General features: G+C 65.2%; 16 protein-coding genes. 7 read left to right on the top strand and 9 right to left on the bottom strand.

From position 1 onward, the window contains the following. Positions 1-33 precede the first annotated feature (33 nt). Positions 34-1,071: a histone deacetylase family protein gene (locus AC1Z3W_RS02600; RefSeq protein ID WP_057926305.1), complete on the bottom strand. Its 1,038-nt coding sequence runs from the start codon at positions 1,069-1,071 to the stop codon at positions 34-36. A gap of 125 nt (positions 1,072-1,196) precedes the next feature. On the opposite strand from AC1Z3W_RS02600, the gene AC1Z3W_RS02595 reads away from it, so the two are divergent. The 5 genes from AC1Z3W_RS02595 (at position 1,197) to dbpA (ending at position 6,333) form a co-directional block, all read left to right on the top strand. Continuing rightward, the gene (locus AC1Z3W_RS02595) at positions 1,197-1,685 is read left to right on the top strand and encodes an Lrp/AsnC family transcriptional regulator (RefSeq protein ID WP_057926304.1); all 489 of its coding nucleotides are present in this window, start codon (positions 1,197-1,199) and stop codon (positions 1,683-1,685) included. A 61-nt stretch (positions 1,686-1,746) separates the two neighbouring features. After that, the gene (locus AC1Z3W_RS02590) at positions 1,747-2,076 is read left to right on the top strand and encodes a hypothetical protein (protein ID WP_057926445.1); all 330 of its coding nucleotides are present in this window, start codon (positions 1,747-1,749) and stop codon (positions 2,074-2,076) included. A 583-nt stretch (positions 2,077-2,659) separates the two neighbouring features. Next, entirely contained in the window at positions 2,660-4,321 is a 1,662-nt protein-coding gene (mqo, locus tag AC1Z3W_RS02585; protein ID WP_483506900.1) for a malate dehydrogenase (quinone), read from the top strand. A gap of 420 nt (positions 4,322-4,741) precedes the next feature. Next, positions 4,742-4,939, top strand: a complete 198-nt coding sequence (locus tag AC1Z3W_RS02580; protein ID WP_057926444.1) for a hypothetical protein — start codon at positions 4,742-4,744, stop codon at positions 4,937-4,939. After that, positions 4,936-6,333, top strand: a complete 1,398-nt coding sequence (gene dbpA / locus AC1Z3W_RS02575) for an ATP-dependent RNA helicase DbpA (protein ID WP_057926302.1) — start codon at positions 4,936-4,938, stop codon at positions 6,331-6,333. Before AC1Z3W_RS02580 ends, dbpA begins: the two co-directional genes overlap by 4 nt. Before the next feature lie 40 nt (positions 6,334-6,373). Here the strand turns inward: dbpA and AC1Z3W_RS02570 are convergent, their stop codons facing one another. After that, a complete protein-coding gene (locus AC1Z3W_RS02570) occupies positions 6,374-7,198 on the bottom strand; it encodes a phosphate/phosphite/phosphonate ABC transporter substrate-binding protein (RefSeq protein WP_483506898.1) in 825 nt (274 codons plus the stop codon). 296 nt (positions 7,199-7,494) lie between these two features. Here AC1Z3W_RS02570 and AC1Z3W_RS02565 point away from each other — a divergent pair, with 296 nt between their 5' ends. Then, positions 7,495-8,520: a fatty acid desaturase gene (locus AC1Z3W_RS02565; RefSeq protein WP_483506896.1), complete on the top strand. Its 1,026-nt coding sequence runs from the start codon at positions 7,495-7,497 to the stop codon at positions 8,518-8,520. A gap of 223 nt (positions 8,521-8,743) precedes the next feature. After that, positions 8,744-9,952 carry a benzoate/H(+) symporter BenE family transporter gene (locus AC1Z3W_RS02560; RefSeq protein WP_057926299.1) on the top strand — a complete coding sequence of 403 codons (1,209 nt, stop codon included), beginning with the start codon at positions 8,744-8,746 and terminating at the stop codon, positions 9,950-9,952. A gap of 157 nt (positions 9,953-10,109) precedes the next feature. Here AC1Z3W_RS02560 and tssJ read toward each other — a convergent pair whose 3' ends face one another. The 7 genes from tssJ to AC1Z3W_RS02525 form a co-directional block, all read right to left on the bottom strand. Further along, complete coding sequence (gene tssJ / locus AC1Z3W_RS02555; protein ID WP_483506893.1) at positions 10,110-10,637, bottom strand: type VI secretion system lipoprotein TssJ; 528 nt, start codon at positions 10,635-10,637, stop codon at positions 10,110-10,112. A 143-nt stretch (positions 10,638-10,780) separates the two neighbouring features. Then, a complete protein-coding gene (tssG, locus tag AC1Z3W_RS02550) occupies positions 10,781-11,923 on the bottom strand; it encodes a type VI secretion system baseplate subunit TssG (protein ID WP_483506891.1) in 1,143 nt (380 codons plus the stop codon). Beyond that, entirely contained in the window at positions 11,887-13,701 is a 1,815-nt protein-coding gene (gene tssF / locus AC1Z3W_RS02545; protein ID WP_057926297.1) for a type VI secretion system baseplate subunit TssF, read from the bottom strand. The genes tssG and tssF overlap by 37 nt, the downstream gene beginning before the upstream one ends. Before the next feature lie 9 nt (positions 13,702-13,710). Further along, positions 13,711-15,291: a type VI secretion system protein TssA gene (gene tssA / locus AC1Z3W_RS02540; protein WP_483506889.1), complete on the bottom strand. Its 1,581-nt coding sequence runs from the start codon at positions 15,289-15,291 to the stop codon at positions 13,711-13,713. A gap of 8 nt (positions 15,292-15,299) precedes the next feature. After that, a complete protein-coding gene (locus AC1Z3W_RS02535; RefSeq protein ID WP_483506887.1) occupies positions 15,300-19,079 on the bottom strand; it encodes an ImcF-related family protein in 3,780 nt (1,259 codons plus the stop codon). Between the two features lie 99 nt (positions 19,080-19,178). Continuing rightward, complete coding sequence (locus tag AC1Z3W_RS02530) at positions 19,179-19,469, bottom strand: PAAR domain-containing protein (RefSeq protein ID WP_082664669.1); 291 nt, start codon at positions 19,467-19,469, stop codon at positions 19,179-19,181. Positions 19,470-19,553: 84 nt separating this feature from the next. Continuing rightward, positions 19,554-20,807 carry a hypothetical protein gene (locus tag AC1Z3W_RS02525; RefSeq protein ID WP_483506885.1) on the bottom strand — a complete coding sequence of 418 codons (1,254 nt, stop codon included), beginning with the start codon at positions 20,805-20,807 and terminating at the stop codon, positions 19,554-19,556. Positions 20,808-20,814 lie beyond the last annotated feature (7 nt).

Raw genomic sequence — 20,814 nt, 5'->3', positions numbered from 1 at the left:
GGACCATCGTTGATTGCAGGCAAAGCGATGCGCTCACGCGCGCCCTTCGAAACCGAGCAGCACGTTCACCGCGTTGATACCGATTTCCTCGACCATGTAGCCGCCTTCCATCACGAACAGCGTCGGCAGATGCAGGCGTGCGAGCGCTTCGCCGATTCGCAGGTAGTCGGGCGAGCGCAGCTTGAAATGGCTGATCGGGTCGTGCTCGAACGTGTCGACGCCGAGCGACACGACGAGCAGGTCGGGCGCGTGCTTCGCGATCGCGGCAGTGGCCTGCCCGAGCGCCGCGGAGTAGGTGTCCCACTGCGTGCCCTTCGGCAGCGGCAGGTTCAGGTTGAAGCCTTCGCCCGCGCCCGCGCCGCGCTCGTCGGCATAGCCGGAGAAGTACGGATACGACACCGCCGGCTCGCCGTGCAGCGACGCGAACAGCACGTCCGAACGGTCGTAGAAGATGTCCTGCGTGCCGTTCCCGTGGTGGAAATCGACGTCGAGCACCGCGACGCGCGCCGCACCGCTCGCGATGCCGTGCTGCGCGGCGATCGCCGCGTTGTTCAGGTAGCAGTAGCCGCCCATGTACTCGCGGCCCGCATGGTGGCCGGGCGGGCGGCACAGCGCGAATGCCGCACGCGCGCCGCCGTTCGACAGCAGATCGGCGCCGGTGAGCGCCGAGTTCGCGCTCGCGCTCACGGCATCCCACGTGCCGGCGTTGATCGGCGCGCCGGCGTCCATTGCAAAGAAACCGAGCTTGCCGTCGATGAAGTCGGGCAGCGCGGCCGACGACGGCATCGCGCGCACCGGCCACACAAGCGGCAGCGCCTGGCAGGTGCGGCCGGTCGCGGTCCATTCGTCCCATGCGCCGGCGAGGAACTCGACATAGCGCGCACTGTGCGCGCCCGCATAGCACGCGCGGTCGAACGCACGCGGCGCGATCACGTCGCCGAGGCCGGCCGCGCGGACCTGCGCGAGCACCGTCTCGGCGCGAAGGGGGTTCTCGAACGAATCGGTGATCGCGCCGTCCTTCAGTTCGACGCCGCGATGCAGATGATGATCGCTGCTGTAGACCGTGAGCATGGTTGACCGTTGCAGTGAAGGCTGTGAGGGATGGCAACAGTCTATTGACGCCAGCCGGCAATAACTTTGCTTTTCACCTCTTCGTTTCATACAATTTTGAGAAAACCGTCTACGGAGACCCGGGAATGAGCAAAAATCGCGCTTCAGTGGAACTCGACGGCGTCGATCGCGCGATGCTCCGCCTGCTGCAGGAAGACGGCGCGCTGTCCAACGCGACGCTCGGCGAACGGCTGTCGCTGAGCGTCACGCCGTGCTGGCGGCGGCGCAAGCGGCTCGAGGACGAAGGCGTGATCACCGGCTACCAGGCGAACCTGGACCGCCGCGCGCTCGGGATGAACGTGTTCGCGTTCGTGCAGGTCACGTTCAACATGCATTCGGACCAGGATTCGGATCACTTCGAGGACGTGATGCGGCGTCACGACGAAGTGACGTCGTGCCACAAGATCACCGGCGCGGCGGACTACATCCTGCAGGTCGTCGCCACCGATCTCGACGCGTATGCGGAATTCGTCGAACGCGTGCTGAGAAAGCAGGCCGGCGTGTCGTCGATCCAGTCGAGCCTCGCGCTGCGCGAGGTCAAGTTCTCGTCGCGCGTGCCGGTGCCGGATGCGTGAACGCCCCTTCGCCCATGCACGGGCATCCGCCGTCGATCGTCATCCCATGGAGCGCTACCCGATGAAACAGGTCATTCCTTCCGCGTCGCTTGCCGCCACGATTGCCGCTACGCTTGCATTGAGCGCGTGCGCGACGCAGCCGCCTACCCCTCTGCCGGCCGATGTCGCCGGACAATCCACGCAGCACACGCAAGATACGCAGACCGCGCAGGCCGCGCCGCCAGTCGTCGGCGGCGATCGCGATACGCACGGCTGCATCGGCTCGGCCGGCTACACATGGTGCGAACAGACGCAACAATGCGAACGCCCGTGGGAACTCGCGAAACAGAAGGGGTTCGCGAATTCGGCGCAAGCGTTCGAGCAGTTCTGCCGGAACAATCTGGCGAAATGACCGGGTCGCGGCGCCATGCCGCGACATCACGATGAAGTACCGCTGCGACGCATTACGCGCGCTCGTCGCGCATTGAATGGCGCATGGACGGCACGGCGCTCCTTCGTTTTGTCGCTCCGCATCGGTGCGACGCATGTCGAGCGCGTGCATCGCCCGCTCCGGTCCCTGCGCATTTTCCCGTTCCTCGCACCGTCGTTCCGGAAACCCGGACGCGCAAAAAACCCCACGAAAACAAGGATATTTTGCGCGTGCGACACGTTGACCGAGTTCGGTTATATTACGCGCCCCTTGCCACCCCACCCCGCGAAACGCATTGCCCGCGGCCTCTTGCGACGCAGCCCGAAGCGCCAGCCGGCGAGGCTCGCGGCAAGGGCCTGTGCGCCCGTCGCACGACCGGAAAGCATGCGATTGCCGAGTGCATGAAGTCGATCCGAAGGTGTCCTTCGCAACGGTTTCGCGTGCGCAAATGCAACGGCGAACGCGATCGATCCGGAATTCCGGATTCGCGGTCCGGATCTCCGGATACGCGAACCGGTTGCGAATCCGCATCCGCCGGGCGGCATGGCAAACCGATGCATCCAAGTTGAAAAAGGGATCTGCTGTGATCAAAACGTTACGGGTAATACTGTCGGCGCTCGCGCTGTGCATCGCCGCGTCGTCCGCGCATGCCGCCGATACGAAGAAGGTCGACGTCCTGCTGGTGGGCGGCGGCATCATGAGCTCGACGCTCGGCGTGTGGCTGCATGAGCTGCAGCCCGACTGGTCGATGACGATGGTCGAGCGCCTCGACGGCGTCGCGCTCGAAAGCTCGAACGGCTGGAACAACGCGGGCACCGGTCACTCGGCGCTCGCGGAGCTGAACTACACGCCGGAAAAGGCCGACGGCAAGATCGACATCTCGAAGGCGATCGAGATCAACGAGTCCTTCCAGATCTCGCGCCAGTTCTGGGCGTGGCAGGTCAAGCAGGGCGTGCTGAAGAATCCGCATTCGTTCATCAACTCGACGCCGCACATGAGCTTCGTATGGGGCGACGACAACGTCCGCTTCCTGAAGAAGCGCTATGACGCGCTGCAGGCGAGCCCGCTGTTCCGCGGGATGCAGTATTCGGAAGACTACGACCAGATCAGGCAGTGGGTGCCGCTGATGATGGAAGGCCGCGACCGTTCGCAGAAGGTCGCCGCCACCTGGACGCCGATCGGCACCGACGTGAACTTCGGCGAGATCACGCGCCAGTTCGTCGGCTACCTGAAGACGCAGCCGAACTTCACGCTGTCGCTGTCGAGCGAAGTGCGCGAGATCTCGCGCAACGCGGACGGCACGTGGCACGTGTCGTGGGTCAAGCTGCACTCGGATGAGCCGCCGCAGGCCGTCGACGCGAAGTTCGTGTTCATCGGCGCGGGCGGCGGTGCGCTGCACCTGCTGCAGGCGTCGGGCATCCCCGAGGCGAAGGACTACGGCGCGTTCCCGGTCGGCGGCTCGTTCCTCGTGACCGACAACCCCGAGGTCGTGAAGCGGCATCTCGCGAAGGCGTACGGCAAGGCGTCGGTCGGCTCGCCGCCGATGTCGGTGCCGCACCTCGACACGCGAATCATCGACGGCAAGAAGATCATCCTGTTCGGGCCGTTCGCGACGTTCTCGACCAAGTTCCTGAAGAACGGCTCGTACTTCGACCTCGCGAAGAGCACCAACCTGCACAACGTCGCGCCGATGATGCGCGTGGGCGTCGACGAATTTCCGCTCGTCCAGTACCTGGCCGGCCAGCTGATGCTGTCCGACGACGACCGCTTCAACGCGCTGAAGGAATACTTCCCGGACGCGAAGAAGGAAGACTGGCGCCTGTGGCAGGCCGGCCAGCGCGTGCAGATCATCAAGCGCGACCCGAAGAAGGGTGGCGTGCTGAAGCTCGGCACCGAGATCGTCAGCTCGCAGGACGGCAGCATCGCGGGCCTGCTCGGCGCATCGCCGGGCGCATCGACGGCCGCGCCGATCATGCTGAACCTGATGCAGAAGGTGTTCAAGGATAAGGTCGCGACGCCCGAATGGCAGCAGAAGATCCGCCAGATCGTGCCGAGCTACGGCACGAAGCTGAACGACAGCCCGGTGAAGGTCGTCGAGGAATGGACCTATACGAGCGGCGTGCTGCAGCTGTCGCCGCCGCCGAAGATCGACATGAACGCGCCGTCGCAGGCAACCGGCGCTGCCCCGGCGCGCCCCGCGAAGGCATCGGCCGACATGGCGCTGTAACGCGTCCGGCCCCGTTTCGCCGCACCGCACGGCCGCCCTCCGAGGCGGCCGTTTTTCATGGCGATGCAGGCGGCGCCGCGAGCGCCGGCGGGCTGCGCCTTCGCTGGGTTGCCTTCGCCGGGTTGCCTTCGCCGGGTTGCCTTCGCTGGGTTGCCTCTGCCGGTTGCCTCTGCCGGTTGCCTTTGCCGGTTGCCTTTGCCGGGCCGCCCCACCGCCAATAGCCCGCTACCGGTCGTCCGCTGCCGCCCGCATCCGCTAGAATTGCGGGCACGCGCGACGCCGTCGCCATCCGATCCACCACCCGCATCGACGCGGTCCACGTGACCGCCGGTGCGGCCCGCGCCCGAGCCGCGCGAGCGCCGCACGCCGTTGCCGCGCCCGCCGGGCGCGCCACCAACCGAATTCAGCTGGAGAAAGACCGTGTTTACCTGCCGAAACCAGAGCTGCGGCACGCAGTGGGAGACGTCCGACGTCGTCATCAAGGACGAAGGCCAGGGGCTGCTGTTCCGCTGCCCGCTGTGCGGCGCGCGCAACTATCTCGAACGCTTCGAAGACGACGAAGGCACGGTCGTCTACGAGCAGTTGGAAGGCCGCCCTTACCTCGGAGACCTGGAATGACCCAGCCGACCGCCACGCCCTTCAGCGCGCTGCAGCTGACGCCCGCCGCGCTCGCGAACCTCGCGCAGCTCGGTTACGTCGACATGACGCCGATCCAGGCCGCGAGCCTGCCGATCGCGCTGGCCGGCCACGACCTGATCGCGCAGGCGAAGACGGGCAGCGGCAAGACCGCCGCGTTCTCGCTCGCGCTGCTCTCGCGCCTCGATACGCGCCGCTTCGACGTGCAGGCAATGGTCCTGTGCCCGACCCGCGAGCTCGCCGACCAGGTCGCGCAGGAAGTGCGCCGCCTCGCGCGCGCCGAGGAAAACGTGAAGGTGCTGACGCTCTGCGGCGGCACGCCGATGCGCCCGCAGGCGCAGAGCCTCGAGCACGGCGCGCATATCGTCGTCGGCACGCCGGGCCGCATCATGGATCACCTCGACCGTGGCAACCTGAAGCTCGACGCGCTGAACACGCTCGTGCTCGACGAAGCCGACCGGATGCTCGACATGGGCTTCTTCGACGACATCGCGAAGGTCGCGCGGATGTGCCCGACGACGCGCCAGACGCTGCTGTTCTCGGCAACCTATCCGGACGGCATCGCGAAGCTGAGCCAGCAGTTCCTGCGCAACCCGAAGGAAGTGAAGCTCGAGGAGCGCCACGATAACAGCAAGATCCGCCAGCGCTTCTACGAAGTAACGGAAAACGAGCGGCTGCATGCGGTGGGCCAGTTGCTGAACCACTACCGGCCGGTAAGCACGATCGCGTTCTGCAACACGAAGCAGCAGTGCCGCGACCTGCTCGACGTGCTGCACGCGCAGGGCTTCCACGCGCTCGCGCTGCACGGCGAGCTCGACCAGCGCGAGCGCGACCAGGTGCTGATCCAGTTCGCGAACCGCAGCTGCTCCGTGCTGGTGGCAACCGACGTCGCCGCGCGCGGGCTCGACATCGCGCAGCTCGAAGCGGTGATCAACGTCGACGTGACGCCGGACCCCGAGGTGCACGTGCACCGCATCGGCCGCACGGGCCGCGCGGATCAGGACGGCTGGGCGCTGAGCCTCGCCAGCATGGACGAGATGGGCCGCGTCGGCGGGATCGAGCAGGCGCAGAAGCGCGAGGTCGAATGGCATCCGCTCGCAGAATTGAAGCCGGCCGACGACGGCGTGCTGACGCCGCCGATGGAAACGCTGCAGATCCTCGGCGGGCGCAAGGACAAGATCCGCCCGGGCGACGTGCTCGGCGCGCTGACCGGCGATGCGGGATTCGACGGCAAGCAGATCGGCAAGATCAACGTGACCGAGTTCTCGACCTATGTCGCGATCGAACGCGGTGTTGCGCGAGACGCGCTGCGCAAGCTCAATGCGGGGAAGATCAAGGGTAAGCGGGTCAAGGTCCGGTTGATGGACGAGGAGTGATCTCAAGCGGCGCGGCTGCCACGGCAGCCGCGCCGTCGCATTACCCCAGCTCGGGATACCCGTGCGCGGCCGCGTCCTCCGCAAACCGGGCAATCGTGTCGTACGCGCCCGGCGGCAGGCGCTCGAATCCCTTCAGCCGCAGCACACCCGCCCGTTCCGGATCGAGCGCGACCGCGTGATCGAGCGCATCCTGCAACGCCTCCACCCGCGTGCCTTCCAGCGCCTTCGACGCAATCAGCGGCAACCCCGGCGCCGACGCCGTCATGCCGATGATCCGGATCTCGTTCAACAGCTCGGGCAGCGCATCGCGCACGTATGCGAACGTCACGCAGTCGAGCGCCGCGCAATCGGCGTCGCCGCACGCCAGTGCGCGCAGCACGTTCAGGTGCGAGCCGAACGACACGGCCGATCCGAAGAAACGTCCGTCAGGCGCATACGGCGCGACCGCATGCCGGAACGCGTTCATCCCGCTGTGCGAATCCGCACCATTGAACGCGGCGCGCAGCCCGCGACAGGCAGCCAGCGTCGTCGCGCCGCCCGCATGCACGCGCGCCGATACGGCGAGCACGCTGCTGTAGCGCGCGCCGTCGCAGCCCGGCGCATCGAAGGCCGGCGTCGCGATCAGGTGCACGGCATCGCGCAATCCGAGCATCCGGTACGGATAACCGCACGTTTGCGACAACAGCAGGTCGTTACGCCGCCACAGCGCGTGCAGATCGCCGAATGGCTCGTCGAGCAGCACGACGCCGGCAGGCCCGCCGGTGCGCGCGAACGCATCGAGCGCGTCACGCAGCAACGCACGCCACAGTGCGGCGTGGCGCGGCGTCACGTTGTACATCGGCAGTCCGGCGATCCATTGGCTCATGCGGGCATTCTACGCATCGGCGGTGCCTTCGAGAAAGCCCGTTCGCTTGCGCTTCGGTGGGAGCCGATGCGCGGCGGGGGACGTCGATGCTTATCGGCCGCGCAGCGATAAGCAAATGCGAATTGCTTGGTTGGCCTGACTACGCGGCCCGGGTAGCGTTCCCGTGTCGCGATTTCGTCGGATGCTGCTTTCGCGACTGACCGCAAGCCGCGACGCATGTCGGCCAATCGCATCGCGCCCCGTACCGGCGCGATCGTCCGCTACCCGCATCACCCGTTTCATCCCGCCCCAGCACCATGGCCGAATACTTCGACGTCGACCACGCACGCGCGATCGCCGCGCTCGACACCCGCTTCATTGCCCGCACCGAATGGCCGACCTGGCTGCTGGTCGTCGCGATCTACGGCGGCTGGCTCGCCGTGCTGCTGCTCGTGCGCGCCGGACGCCTGCCGCTCGCGGCCGCGACGCCGCCGCTGATCCTGCTCGGCGCGTGGCACATGTCGCTGCAGCATGAACTGCTGCACGGCCATCCGACGCGTTCCGCGTTCGTGAACCGCCTGCTCGGCTATCCGCCGTTGACGATCTGGTATCCGTACACGCTCTATCGCGACACGCACCTCGACCATCACCGCGACGAGGATCTGACCGTGCCCGGCGTCGACCCGGAAACGAACTACGTGTCGCGCGAACGGTGGGCACGGTTGCCGAGCTGGCGTCGTGCGCTGACGGTTGCGCGCACCACCTTCGTCGGACGTCTCGTGGTCGGGCCGCCGACGAGCGTCGCCGCGATGTTCGCCAACGCGTTCGGCGCATTCCGGCGCGGCGACTTCCGCTATCTGCGGATGTGGATCACGCACGCGGCCTGCGTGGTCGCTGTGCTCGCGTGGCTGCAGTGGGCGATCGGCGTGCCGTGGTGGTACTACCTGCTGGCGGTCACGTGGCCGGCGCTGTCGCTCGCGATGATCCGGTCGCTCTTCGAGCATCGTGCCGCACGGCATCCGAAGGCGCGCATCGCGATCAACGAAGCCGGTTTCGCGATGCGGCTGCTGTACCTGAACAACAACTACCACCTCGTGCATCACGACCTGCCGAAGCTGCCGTGGTACGACCTGCCGCGCGCGTACCGGATGCGGCGCGACGCGTATGCGGAAAAATGCGGCGGCTTCGTGATTCGCGGCGGATATCGCGAACTGCTCACGCGCCATGCCTGGACGCCGACCGATGCGCCCGTGCATCCGTTCGATCAGGGTACGGCGTCGCTGTCGACCGGCAGCGGCGCGAAAGTGGCTGCGGTCGACGGGTATCTGCAGATCAGTACGTAGCGCCCGATCGCACCTCGCTTCCTCGTGAAGCCGCCCGATTCCCCACGACGCACGCGCCTAGCCGACGCAGCACGCATTCCTTACGAAAAGCCGACAACACCGATCTGCGTCGACGAATTGCCAATTCCGTCGGCAATGCCCAGAATGACGGCTCGTCCGGGGCTTCCAACAATCATTCGCCCCGGCCCTGCCTCCCGGCCGCGCGCCGCACTCCGCTACGACGATGCAACCGAACACCTCGCCCGGCGCGATCCGCTCGATCGGCAACGACTGGTCCGTCTCCGCGATCACCGCGGGCTTTCTCGCGGTGCTGATTTCCTACGCCGGCCCGCTCGCGATCTTCTTCCAGGCATCGCAGGCCGCGCATGCGTCCAACGCGATGGTGACGTCGTGGGTCTGGGCGATCTCGATCGGCGCGGGCATCTCGGGGCTATTCGCGAGCTGGAAGCTGAAGGTGCCGATCGTGACCGCGTGGTCGGCGCCCGGCACCGCGCTGCTCGTCGGCCTCTTTCCGCAGCTGACGCTGAACCAGGCCGTCGGCGCGTACATCACGGCCGCGCTGATCATCCTCGTGATCGGCATCACCGGCTACTTCGACCGGCTCGTGCGCCACATTCCGCGCGGCATCGCCTGCGGGATGATGGCCGGCATCCTGCTGCCGTTCGGCATGCACGCGTTCTCCGCCGCGACCGCGCAGCCGGTGCTCGGGTTCGGGATGATCGCGGCGTACGTGATCTTCAAGCGCCTGCTGCCGCGCTACAGCATCGTGCTCGTGCTGCTGACGGGTGCCGCGCTCGCGACGCTGCTCGGCATGACGCATCTCGGCAACGTGTCGCCAAGCGTCGCGCGGCCGATCTTCATCGCGCCGGAATGGACGCTCGGCACCACGCTCAGCCTCGCGCTGCCGCTCGTCGTCGTCAGTCTCACCGGCCAGTTCCTGCCGGGGATGACGATCCTGCGCGTGTCGGGCTATCACACGCCCGCCCGGCCGATCATCACCGCGACCAGCGTGATGTCGCTCGTCGTCGCGTGCTTCGGCGGGATCACGATCGTCGTCGCGGCAATCACCGCGGCGCTTTGCACCGGCAAGGACTCGCACGAGGATTCCGACCGACGCTACATCGCGGGCATCGCGAACGGCGTGATCTACCTGATCGGCGGGCTCTTTGCGGGAACCATCGTCACGCTGTTCTTCTCGCTGCCGAAGGCCTTCGTCGCGATCCTCGCGGGGCTCGCGCTGATCGGCGCGATCGGTGCGAACGTGCACGGGATCTTCGAGGACGAGGACCATCGCGAAGCATCGGTGATCACGTTCCTCGCGACCGCATCGGGGATGACCTGGCTCGGGCTCGGCTCCGCGTTCTGGGGGATCGTGATCGGATCGGTCGCGTATGCGGTGCTGAGCGGGGTGCGGCGGCGTCGGGGGGATTGAGCAGGCGCACAGTGCCGCCGCACTCAAACACTCGATGCAATGCCGGCTCGGGCACGGGATCGTCGGATCTCTCGATTCGGTTCACCCAGTGCGCGGATCAGGTCAGATAATGTCCTTTGCATTTCGAGGATCGTCACGACGACCGGCCAGTCAGCCACTACCTCGATGTGTCGCGACGAGCGCCGCTGACCAGCAAAAGCTGATCGACAAGCTCGAGTTTCAACGGCTTGTCCGCGTCGAGCTTCTTCTTTTCGATCACATACTTCCACCCGTCACCGTTGCCCGGATTGCGGTAGAACGCCACGATCGCGACGTATTTCGTATCGGCCTGCATCGGCTGTGAAAGGCTCGCCGACGCTCCCGGGTTCAACACGGCGGCAAGGTTCGTCTGCAGGTCCTGCGCAAGCACCGTCCGGTCATTCTTCAGCAGGTCCTCGTAGGACGCGCCGTCGAACATTTTTCGATCGTTCAACTGATACACGCGCACCGCAACCGATGTCGCGCGGCCGGCGTCGTCGGGGTTCAACGCCTCCCGGGCAGACAGATCGACGTTGAGCACCTTGACCTGCTTGAAGAACACCGAGCGATACGCGCTCGTCGAGGCGTCCGAGACGGACTGCCAGGCGCCGCATGCAGACAGCAGCAAGACCGACAAGACGGTTGAAATGGCGAAACGAATGGACATTGATACTCCTCGGCAATACATGGTGTCGGTCACGAGCGTATTGGCGTCAAGCGTCGTCGGCCCGACGCAGAGCGCAAGCCGATAGCATCAAAACGAATGCAACGGCTGAACCGACAAATCTGAAGGTCATGGGTCATTCCTGGTCAAGCATGCGATGCGGTAAGGTGGGGATTCGGCGCGGGCGCGGGAAAAGCCTCGTACACGCCCAGCGCAATATTGACGATACGTTCCTCGTCAGCGGGCAGCACGGTGGTCCAGCCGAGCCGTGGCGCGGGCCCGGCGTTTCCATGACCAATCGCCGGCTCCGGCGTGTATCGCGACGACACTTCCATACGCAGGTGTACGTCCGCCTTGACACCGACATATAGCTGCACGAAGGCCATCAAATCGCGATGCAGCCCTGCACCGGGCAAGAGGTCCTGCGCCTGCCGAGCATCCGCGGGACGCAACGTCACCCGTACCGCCCGGCTTCGATACGCCATCCGCTTTCCCAATACGTAACCGCCGCCCAACCCGCCACGTTGACTGGTTCCCGCTTTCCCGACAGCAGTCCCGGCCGCGGTGAGCGGCCGCGGCCGCCCCGTCGACGTCACGACCGGCCAGAACTCGTCGACCCGGACCTCAACTCCCGGGATGGCCAGCGCAACGACACCTGCGAGCCCTTCCGGCGTGCGCGTGCGCTGAATCAGCAGTCCCAGCAGCGCCAGCATCCGCGAATCGGGCAGGCCGGCGCGCTTCGGCTTGTCGCCCCAGCCGAACCCTGCCAGACACAGCAGGTTGCGCGAATGCGCGTCGATGCCGCCAGGCCGGAAGTGCTCGGGATAGCGATACTTCCGCCAGGCGCGATACAGCAACGTGGCATACCGGTGATTGAACTGGTCGAGGAACGCCTCGACGGCTTCGTGCCCTTCCTCGCGCAGCACGATTTCGTCGATCATGTGCGCAGGCATCGCCGCATCGACGCCGTACAGCCCCATGAAAGTCGTGCGCACGGTCGGAGGCGATCCAGGCCCGAATGCGTCCGACCCATCGTCAAACTCGACCGACGCGATTTCACTCGCCGGAAAGCCCATTCGCGGCCGCGGCCGGAAGCGCACCGGTTCATGATCGAGCGCATCCCGTGTGCCGAAGCCGGGCTGGTCGGGAAAACGCACCTCGAGCAACCGGCAAAGCTGCATGAAGTTCATCCGCGGTGCGCGCGCCAGAAGCGAGGCGACCAGCGGATCGAGATTCGGGAAGTCGTGCGCCTTCATAGCGGCGCCCGCTCGGCCTTGCTGCGTGGCCATTCGATCCGGGCCTGCGACGGCATGCTGACGATCGCGAGCTTCGTGAACAGGTTGATGTCCGCGTAGAGCGCGAAGAACCGATGCAGAAGCTCGCCGAACAGCATCACGTCACCGTCCCCGGCGAACGCATGGCTGTCGATCGTGACCTCGATCAGCACGCCCCGCTCGACCGAACCACCCGACACCTCCTCGATCAGTGCCTGTGACACCCACAGGATGCCGGCGAGCCGTCGACGGTTCAGCTCGTCATTCGTCCAGTCGTAGAGCGCAAGCGCCCCGCGCAGCACTTCCGCGTCCATCATCGACAGGAAATTCGGCGCCAGATGCGACAGTACGCGCCACTGGAACCGGTCTTCCGTCGGTGGATACAGCGGCAGCGTCGGCGAGACGAGATTGCGCACCCCGGCAATGTTCTGCGAACTGGTCGCGATTTCGTCGAGACTGGCTTCCCGTAGCCCCTTGCGTGGCAGCATTCCGTTCGTGCCGGTCACGCGCAACGACAGGCTTTCCTCGGGCAGTGCATCCATGGTTTCCCATGCATGGCCACCAAGCACCACCCACGTTTCGTGCAACCCGGCCGCACCCGAGCGCACGCGCGAATGGAAATACCGCTCCGGCGCCTCGTGGCGCAGCATGCCGCCGCGGTGACGGAACGTCGCAAACGGCACGTATTCATATCGCTCGGCCGTTTCGTGGTCGAAAGCCTCGATCGCGTCGACGGAATACGTTTCGACATGCTCGCCTTGATGGCCAGCCGGCACCACACGATATTCGGTTTCGTGGTGATCGATCTCGATCGGCTCGGCGTCCAGTTCGAACAGGTTGATCACGGGCGTGCAGAATAGCCGCACGTTTTCCGCGCTGAAGCGCTGGTCCGACGGATAGGTCTGCGTCAGCACAATCTCCAGCTCGAACCGGGTGGTACGTTCGGGCAGCTTCGTGACGTCCAGTCCGCAAAGATCGACAAACAGGAATTTCTCGCGGAACGTGAAGTACTCGAGCAGCAACTGATAGCCGGAGAAGGCCGCATCGGCCTTCGGCCACAGTCGTTCCTCGGTCGAGAAGCCGGCCGGCTCGATCGTGACACCGGCGAGCGGCATCGCCTCGCCGTCGCGGATCTCGGGAATGCGCAAGTGGATCGTGTCGACCTGGCGCGTGAGGGCAAGGTGCATCGCAAACGCCGTCGGCAAATCCGCGTTCAGGTGCAGGCGCAACCGGGACAGATCCGTTTCCATCCGGCGCGCCGACCCGCCAAGCGAGAAACCGAGCCGGATCACCGAGCGGCCATCGTGACGCACGGCCGGCCCGGCATGCGTCACCGTGACCGGTTGCAGCGCGACCGCTTGCGTGGTCCGGTAAACGCACTGCACGGTTTTCGGCGACAAACCTTCCGCGCCCGCGGGCGGCGGTACGACGATCGGCGCGGAGCGTATCGATACGCCCGCCGGCACGATTTCGGTCTTCTGAAGTTTTTCCGACAGCGAGATGAGTTCCACGACCGACAACGAGGGAATCATTCGCAAGTAGTGTGGCCATAGCAGGCTGACCAGCCCTTCCGTCAGCTCCGGCAACTCGTCGTCGAGCTTCTGCCGAAGGCGCCCGGTCAGGAATGCGAAACCCTCGAACAGTCGCTCGACGTACGGATCGCGATCGCCGACACGGTCGAGATTGAGCAGCCGTGCGCGATCGGGATGCGCCTTCGCGAATTCCTTGCCGGACTCGCGCAAATAGCGCATTTCCGCTTCGTAGTAGCGCAGGATGGGATCGTCGTTTGCCATGGATTCTCGTTACGAAAGAGTCAGCGCTCGAGCCGGGTCGAGCACGGTAAGTTCCGCCTGCAGTTCGCCGATGCGGCGCGCGAGCATCGGTTTGTCGGCATCCTTGCGGTTGCTCGTCGCCTTCAACGCTCGCACGAGTTGCTGCTTGACCTCGAACGCCAGCGCGGGCTCCCAGCGCATCACCGGCAGCGAGCGCGACGACGTGTCGAGTTCGGCCAGCAGCGCGAGGGCCGTATCGGGTCGACCGGCATGATCGGCCAGGCGCGCCATCACGAGCCGCTGCAGGAAACGGTGACGCTCGGTCTTCATGCCGGGCAGCGCATCGAGCCATGCGAACGCCGCCTCGACGCCGTCGCGCGCAACCAGCTCGCGAGCCTGAGCCTCGATTTCCGGCCAGTCGCCGGCATCGCCGTCGCTATCCGCGGACACGGGCAGCGGCGCCACGGTCTCGCCCGCTTCGAGGTCGCGCACGACGGCGTGCCGGGCGATCCACTCGAGCGTCGTGTCGTCGGAGAATGGCGTGCCGTCACTGAACGAGAGGCGCTCGATGCCCGGCAATCGCTCGAGAAACCACGCAAAGTCCGCGCGCAGCAATTCGCCCCACGTGTGGTAGGGCGCTCCGACGTGATCGAGCGCGACGTGCTGGAAGTACTGCAGGTCGAACCAAAGATGATTCACGCCTTCCATGAATGCACCTTCGACGCGCTCGAGCAGTTCGTGCCACTGCTTCTGCAGCACGAGCCGCTTCATCTGCTGGCGCAACTCGGCGCGCGGCGGTGTCAGCCGCGTGTGCAACGCGGCATCCGACGGCGGCACATCGTGCAAGGTGTCCCAACGAACGCTGCGTGCGATACGCACTGACGGCAAATAGCCGTTTTCCTGATCGCGAAGCCATGTCGACATCGCGCGGACCTGATCGAGCAGGTCGCGCGCCGATGCAATCGATCCGATCGAGGCACTTGTCGAAGCTGACGTCTGCGGCATCGCCATGTCCGGGCTCACGTTGCGCACCGGCTCATCCTTGTTCCCGAAGCGGGAAGCAAGCGGATGCAGGTTCGGACGGGCGGCGTCGGGCCACGCAGCCGTGCGGGTGACGAGCACGTCGAGCGCCGCCATCGCGCGCTCGAGATCCAAGGGTGCGAAGTCTCCGCGGCTGTCCAGCGTCTCGATCATTCGCGCGGTCGACAGCATTTCCAGCGCCGCCCGCTTTGCCTCGGCCCGGGCAGGCAGCAGGGTCTCGCCGAACCGGTCGACCAGTGAAGCGGCCAGTTCAAGGCCGTCGGCGAACCCGGCGGGACCCTCCTGACGCAGCCGCGCAAATGCGTAGTAACCGACCAGACGCAGATCCTTGCCGGTTTCCTTGAGAAGCTGTTCGCATGCGCGGGTGATCAGTCCGTCGTCGATTCCGGACAGCTTTGTCGCTTCGTCCTTCAGTTCGAAGAATGCATCCTCGTAGCCGGGATCGCGGCCATGCGCGTGCTCCCCCGGTATCGGGGCAAGCCATGCCGCCCAGGTATTCCGGCGCGCTTCCTGCAGCGAATCGATGCGTGGACCGCCGACGAGTGTCTTTACGAAATTGGCAAGTGTCATCGCAGGTCTCAAAACGCAAATGCGTCGCCCAGCAACCGGAGGGCGTGTCCGAACGGTTGGGAGGACGCGTCGGCGGACATCGAAGTCGTCGCCAGCGACGACACTGTCATCCCCGGATTGGCCCTGAGCGACTTCATGCCGGACGTAGCCGGCTGCGCGTCCGCCGGAGGCGAGTCCACCGCGGCGGTTCGACGAGGCGCCGGGTCCGGCGTCGCCGGCAGCGGCTCATCCTGCAACGACATCGCACCCGGAAGCCCCGGCGGCAGCGGCACCGCTGCATGCTTTGCCGCTGCGATTGCCGCAGCAGGCAACGGCGGCGGACTGGCCGTCGACACCTTCGACCCGGTACTCGCCGCCCCGGTCACGAAAATCCGCGCCGGTAGCGCAAAGTTGCGCAACTGGAGTACGTCGAGCGGCCCGGCGCCCGCCTCGCTGCGCAATTGCACCTTCAGCGGAATGCCCTGGCTCGTGTCCGGCATCCAGGTCAGCAAGTAACGTGCGTTGTCCTGCTGCGCGACCTTCGCACGCTCCAGCAACCGGATCAGGCCGAAGCGCCCCTGCGCGTCGAGCGCCGTGCGCAACCCGCCCTTCTCCGTCTGCCATTCGATATGCGACAGGTTCTCGAGCGCCTGGCCCGGCCACTCGAACGGCACCCATTCCTGCTTTTGGTTGAAATAGCGCAGTTCGCGCCCGGAGAGCACAAATTTCATGTCAGTGACGCCCGGCGTCGGCACTGCCTGCATTTCGTATCGCACACGCGCATCTCCGGACGGGAACAGCACGGTCGAGAGCCGCGTGAGCTTGTTCAGGCCGCTCAGGAAAACCGGATCGATCGTAAGCGCGCCTTGGTCGGCCCCTTGCGCGACGACCCACCGGTCGCCCTGCCGCTCAATCACGCCGGCGAGCTGCGTTGCAACGAACTGGGCGATCACGCCATTGTCGGGCCGCATGAAGCGCGCCATCTCGGGCAGCGACGCGTCGTTGTCGGCGTCCGAGAACGGATATCGGCCGCCGAACGACTTGTTCCAGTCGGCCAGGATCGCCGTCCGCCAGATTTCGTTCAGGCTCGACGCGGCAGGCTGCACGACGACCTGCCACGCCTGATCGAACGGTGCCCGAAACAGCGCGCCGAAGCCTGCCCACCGTTCGCCCAGGCTCGCGGCCACACGGCTCGCGTAGTCGCGGCTATCCGAGATATCGGACGTCTTGCCCTGCAGAACCGACTGAGCGGCCAGCCGCGCGATCGCGTCCGGATCGGCACCGGAGACGATCTGCGATGCCTTCAGACGCATCGCCGTGACCCGCTCGAGATAGCGTGCGAGACTGAGGTCGCCGGTCGCGGCCAGTTGAGCGGCGGCCTTGCCGTTGGCCGGCGCGCCGGACACCAGGTCGCTACCGGTCAGGCGCAGGATCGGGCCAAAGGCTGACGCAAGCGGCGCAAGCTGCGGCTGAGCCTGCTTCGACGGATCCTTCTCGTCGGCGCCGACCAGTTGTTGCGCCTTGTTGATCAGACTCGCGGAGAGCGACTGCGCATTCGCACCCGCGCCTGCCTGGTAGACGATCGCGTTCATCAGCGCAACGAGCGGCGAGCGTTGCGAGTCGCCCAGCAGCGTCAGCTGGTCGGCCGTAGCTGACAGCGTTGGCGCGGATTGCCAGCGCACGCTGTTCAGGAACAGTGCCCACGTACGCGCGTAGTCATCGAAGTAGCGCTGACGCAATTCGGCTTTCAATGTCGACGGGGGCGGGTTGCCGGCGTTGGTGTCGGATTCTCCACGGGGACTACCTTCCGGGCGCAGCACCCAGTCGCCCGACACGTCACGCTGTGCGCTGACGTCCTCGATCGCCTTCGAGATCCGCTCCTCCCAGGCCGCACGCGTGAAAACGCCGGGAACGGTCGCGGTCGTATTGAACAGGCCTCGACTCGTCGTGTCGCCGAGCAGCGTCGCGAGAGAGACCGGCGGATACTTCGGGGTCGCCTCATCGATGATCTGCTGGTAGAGCGCATCCCTGGAGTTCTGGATGCCCCGCACACCAATCACCGTTTGGCGGGCTGACGCAATCAGGTTGCCATCCGGTGTGATCGCGAACGCGGCAGCATTTGAAGCGGGGGCCTGGCCGAGATGGTTTGCGAAGAACGCGATGGCGTGCAGACGCAGGTCTTCCCAGGCGCCCGGCGACAAGGACGAATTGGACGGACGCGCGGGTACGGCCGTCGCGGCAAGCTGCGGCGTCAAAAACGCAGCCACGGCACGCTCCGGCTTCGCGAGCATCAGGTAGGCCTTGAGCGTGTCGTAGGCGGCCTGGATCTGTGCGTTGCCGCCGTCGGCAATCTGAGCGTCGGACAGGGATGCAAGCTGCTGCAGACGCGCTTCGAGCTTCTGGCGAATGGGGGCGACGAGGATGCGGTTCGCCGCGAGGGCATAGCTCGGCCACAAGGCGTCGAGCAGTACGCCGTCGCGATTCAGGCCGAATCGCGATGCCCAGGGCGCGCCTTCGCGCTGATGGACTTCGAGCGTGTCGATCTGGCGATCCAGAGTGTTCAGGGCCTGCAAGGCCTGCGTGCTGTCCTGCACGGTGGAGAGAGTCGCGATCGTGTCCGCGGTGCTCCGGATCGTTGCACGGTTGACGAAACCGGAAAGCATCGTGCCGGCGATCCAGCAGCCGATCAGGCCGGTTGTGAACCACGCGGCCGCGGTCGACAACGAGAAGCCCACTCGGCGGCCGTGGATCTTGCGACTGTGTTCGGCGACGGTTTGCCATATCGTGCGGTGTCGCGGGCCGACCGGCGGTTCGTCGTCGCTCGCGCCGGCGGGTGCCTGCGGCGACGTCAGTTCCCGTTCCTTGAATAGCGGTGCGAACAGAAGGCCGTGGACTGCGTGCCGCCGGATACGTGACTGCGAGGTTTGCAGCACCAGGCCAGACAGTGCACTTCCGATGTTCGAAATATGCTGCGACAGTTCGGCGGGGTAGCGGTCGTTTGCGTCCTTCGTCAGGCGCACGACACCGGCATCCGCCAGGTTGTCGGTGAGGGCTTGCAGCGACGCGTCGATCGCCTCGGCGCTGACGCGCGCGTTGGACCACGTGAAGCCGATCGCCTCGTCGGGACTCGACGCCTCGCTGCCGAAATCCGTCGCATTGAGCAGATAGACCGGCGCGGACCAGCGCAGCGCGCGCGCGTGGCGCGCGAGTCGCTGGGAAAGATTGTCGGTGTCGAACGGGGCATCGACAGAATTGCGGTTGCGTGTGACTGCGACGATTGCATCGACCGGGCGACGGCGGCGTAGGCGGCGGATCTGGTCGAGCCATTCGGTGTCGAGCGTGTCGCGGGTTTGCTTGGCGTACAGCAGGACTGTATCGCCGATGATCAGGTATCCCGCGTCGACGAGACCCGGTGCCAGGCGTTTCACCAACGGTACGTCGCCGGCAACGAGCACCCATCGTTCGCGATAGCGCCAGCGCCAACCGTGGCGGTCGCGAAGACGGCTACGTAAAGCCGCAACGCGTGTGCCGCCATCAGGAGTTCCCGTATCGCGCCGCTCGGATGACGAGCTTGTCTGTTTCTTGACCCAATGCAGAAGACGCCGTGCTGCTACCGCCGGGCGAGATGACGAATCGAAGCTATTCCATAGGAACAGCACGACGAATACGATGCAAAGCACGACGATCCATCCGGCACGCTTTCCGACCGAGTACAGGCCCACCCAGGTATCGCCGGCGAACCAGACCAGCAATCCAGGCAGGATAACCGCTATGACGATGCTTAGTGTGTCGATCCGGAACTTGCGCATTTGGAATAGAAATTGAATCGAGATTGACCGGATGAATGCCGCTCCGCATTTCGTTGGCAGTGGTCCTGGCCAATGTTCGATCGGTTAGGACGCTTACGCTCAGACATCGACATAGGAGGCGTATTGCGAGGGAAGCAAGCGCGGCAGTGGATCGCACTTGCATACGCACAGATCATCGCTCAGGGCACCTTCTCTGCCGTCAGGGCCCTTCATCGAGAAGCGAGGGCCGTCGCATACGATGTGCCCCGTCGTATCACATGCGGGACACCAGACATCATCACGCTCGTAAGCCTGTTCGCGATTCCCGATTCTGTCGTTCGAATCGCCGCCCAGGACAATGCCATTCGACGTTGTCTTGTCGCCTTTCAGAATGTCGTACCGCCTGACCATGATCTGCGTTCCCCAATTCAGAGATAAGTTGTGCATTGCGCGACTATGTGAGGATGTAGAGACAGAAACCCGCTCGGGCCTCGGTCATTGCGGATCGCCATTCCGCAAAACAGAGAAGCAAACCCCCGTCTTCCCGGTCGTTGCCAGAAGCTGGGGCGTGCCATCCCGAGCAACCGCCTTGGCTGCGCAAGCTGCGCCAAGCCAGGACGCGACTTCACCTGCGTGCCCCACCATGTAGTCGATGTTTGCCACCTTCGCGGCGATACCCGCCTTGACCGCTGCGGCTGTCACTGCGTTTGTCGCGGCTGGGTCAAGGGCGCACTGCCAAATACGACTCAAAGCAGAGGGTTCCATACGCCCCCAGCGCAATGCGCGTGCAAGGGCAACATCCGCCGGACAGTTGTCGGTGTCATTTGGCCGATGCAGCCTTGCAATCGAGTCAATCTTGAATCGACGCTGCATTGGTTCCGGCACCACGAGTAGCGCGACACCGGCTTCCGCGCTACCGTCCGGCGGAAGCGTTTGAAGAACCGGATTCAACCGCACGAAGACGAGCAGGCGCGCTTCCTGATCACGCGTCTGGTTGATTCGATCCAGCCACGCGTCGAGGGCCATCAAGTCGGGCGGATCGGGCAGGACCTCGACTTTCAATGGCTGGAGATTGGATTTCGCCCATTGCTTGTCCCACGACGCTAAAGCCTCATCCAGGTTCGCAACGCCGGGTAATACCAACTGAATCGCCAGTTTCAACTCCGACGGCAACGCGCGGATGGCATCGGCAACATCACTGATCAACGCACCGAATACCCACTCGCGCACGTGGCGCCGCCGCTCGTCGTCACTATTGAACCGATTGCCATCCTCGTCCGTTTCGGGTTGATCAAACCAGCGCGCATTCACAGGCGGCGCATCGTGTTTCAGCGCGATTCGCGGTTCGAGTTTGATTGAACCACCCAGCAGTTTGTCGAACGCGTCTTCTTTCGCGTCGCTCGTGAATCGGTATGCCGCGGCAACCAGCGCAAGCGGATGGCTGGCCTCCTCGAACACGCGATTCAGGTATTTCTCTCGAGCTTCGTTCCATGCGATCGCGTCCAAACGTCGTCCCTCGAAAACGCTATAGCGCCGTAACACGACGAAGGTCGCAACGCCAACGGGATACACCGTGATGCATATCCGGAACCAGAGGGATTGCGTCGATTCGCCTTTGGGCCAGAGAAGCAGCACCGCGAATATGCCAGCAAGCACGATGACGAAAAACACAATCGTCCAGACGAGGCGCGACGGAGGGCGGTCCGGTACTGGTTTCTCTGGTGGCAGTTTGTCGAAGTCAATAGGCATCGATCAT

The sequence above is a fragment of the Burkholderia sp. 10_S31 genome, assembly GCF_056930375.1.
The sequence above is the reverse complement of the archived record's forward strand: the minus strand, read 5'-3'. Positions and strand labels throughout refer to the sequence as shown.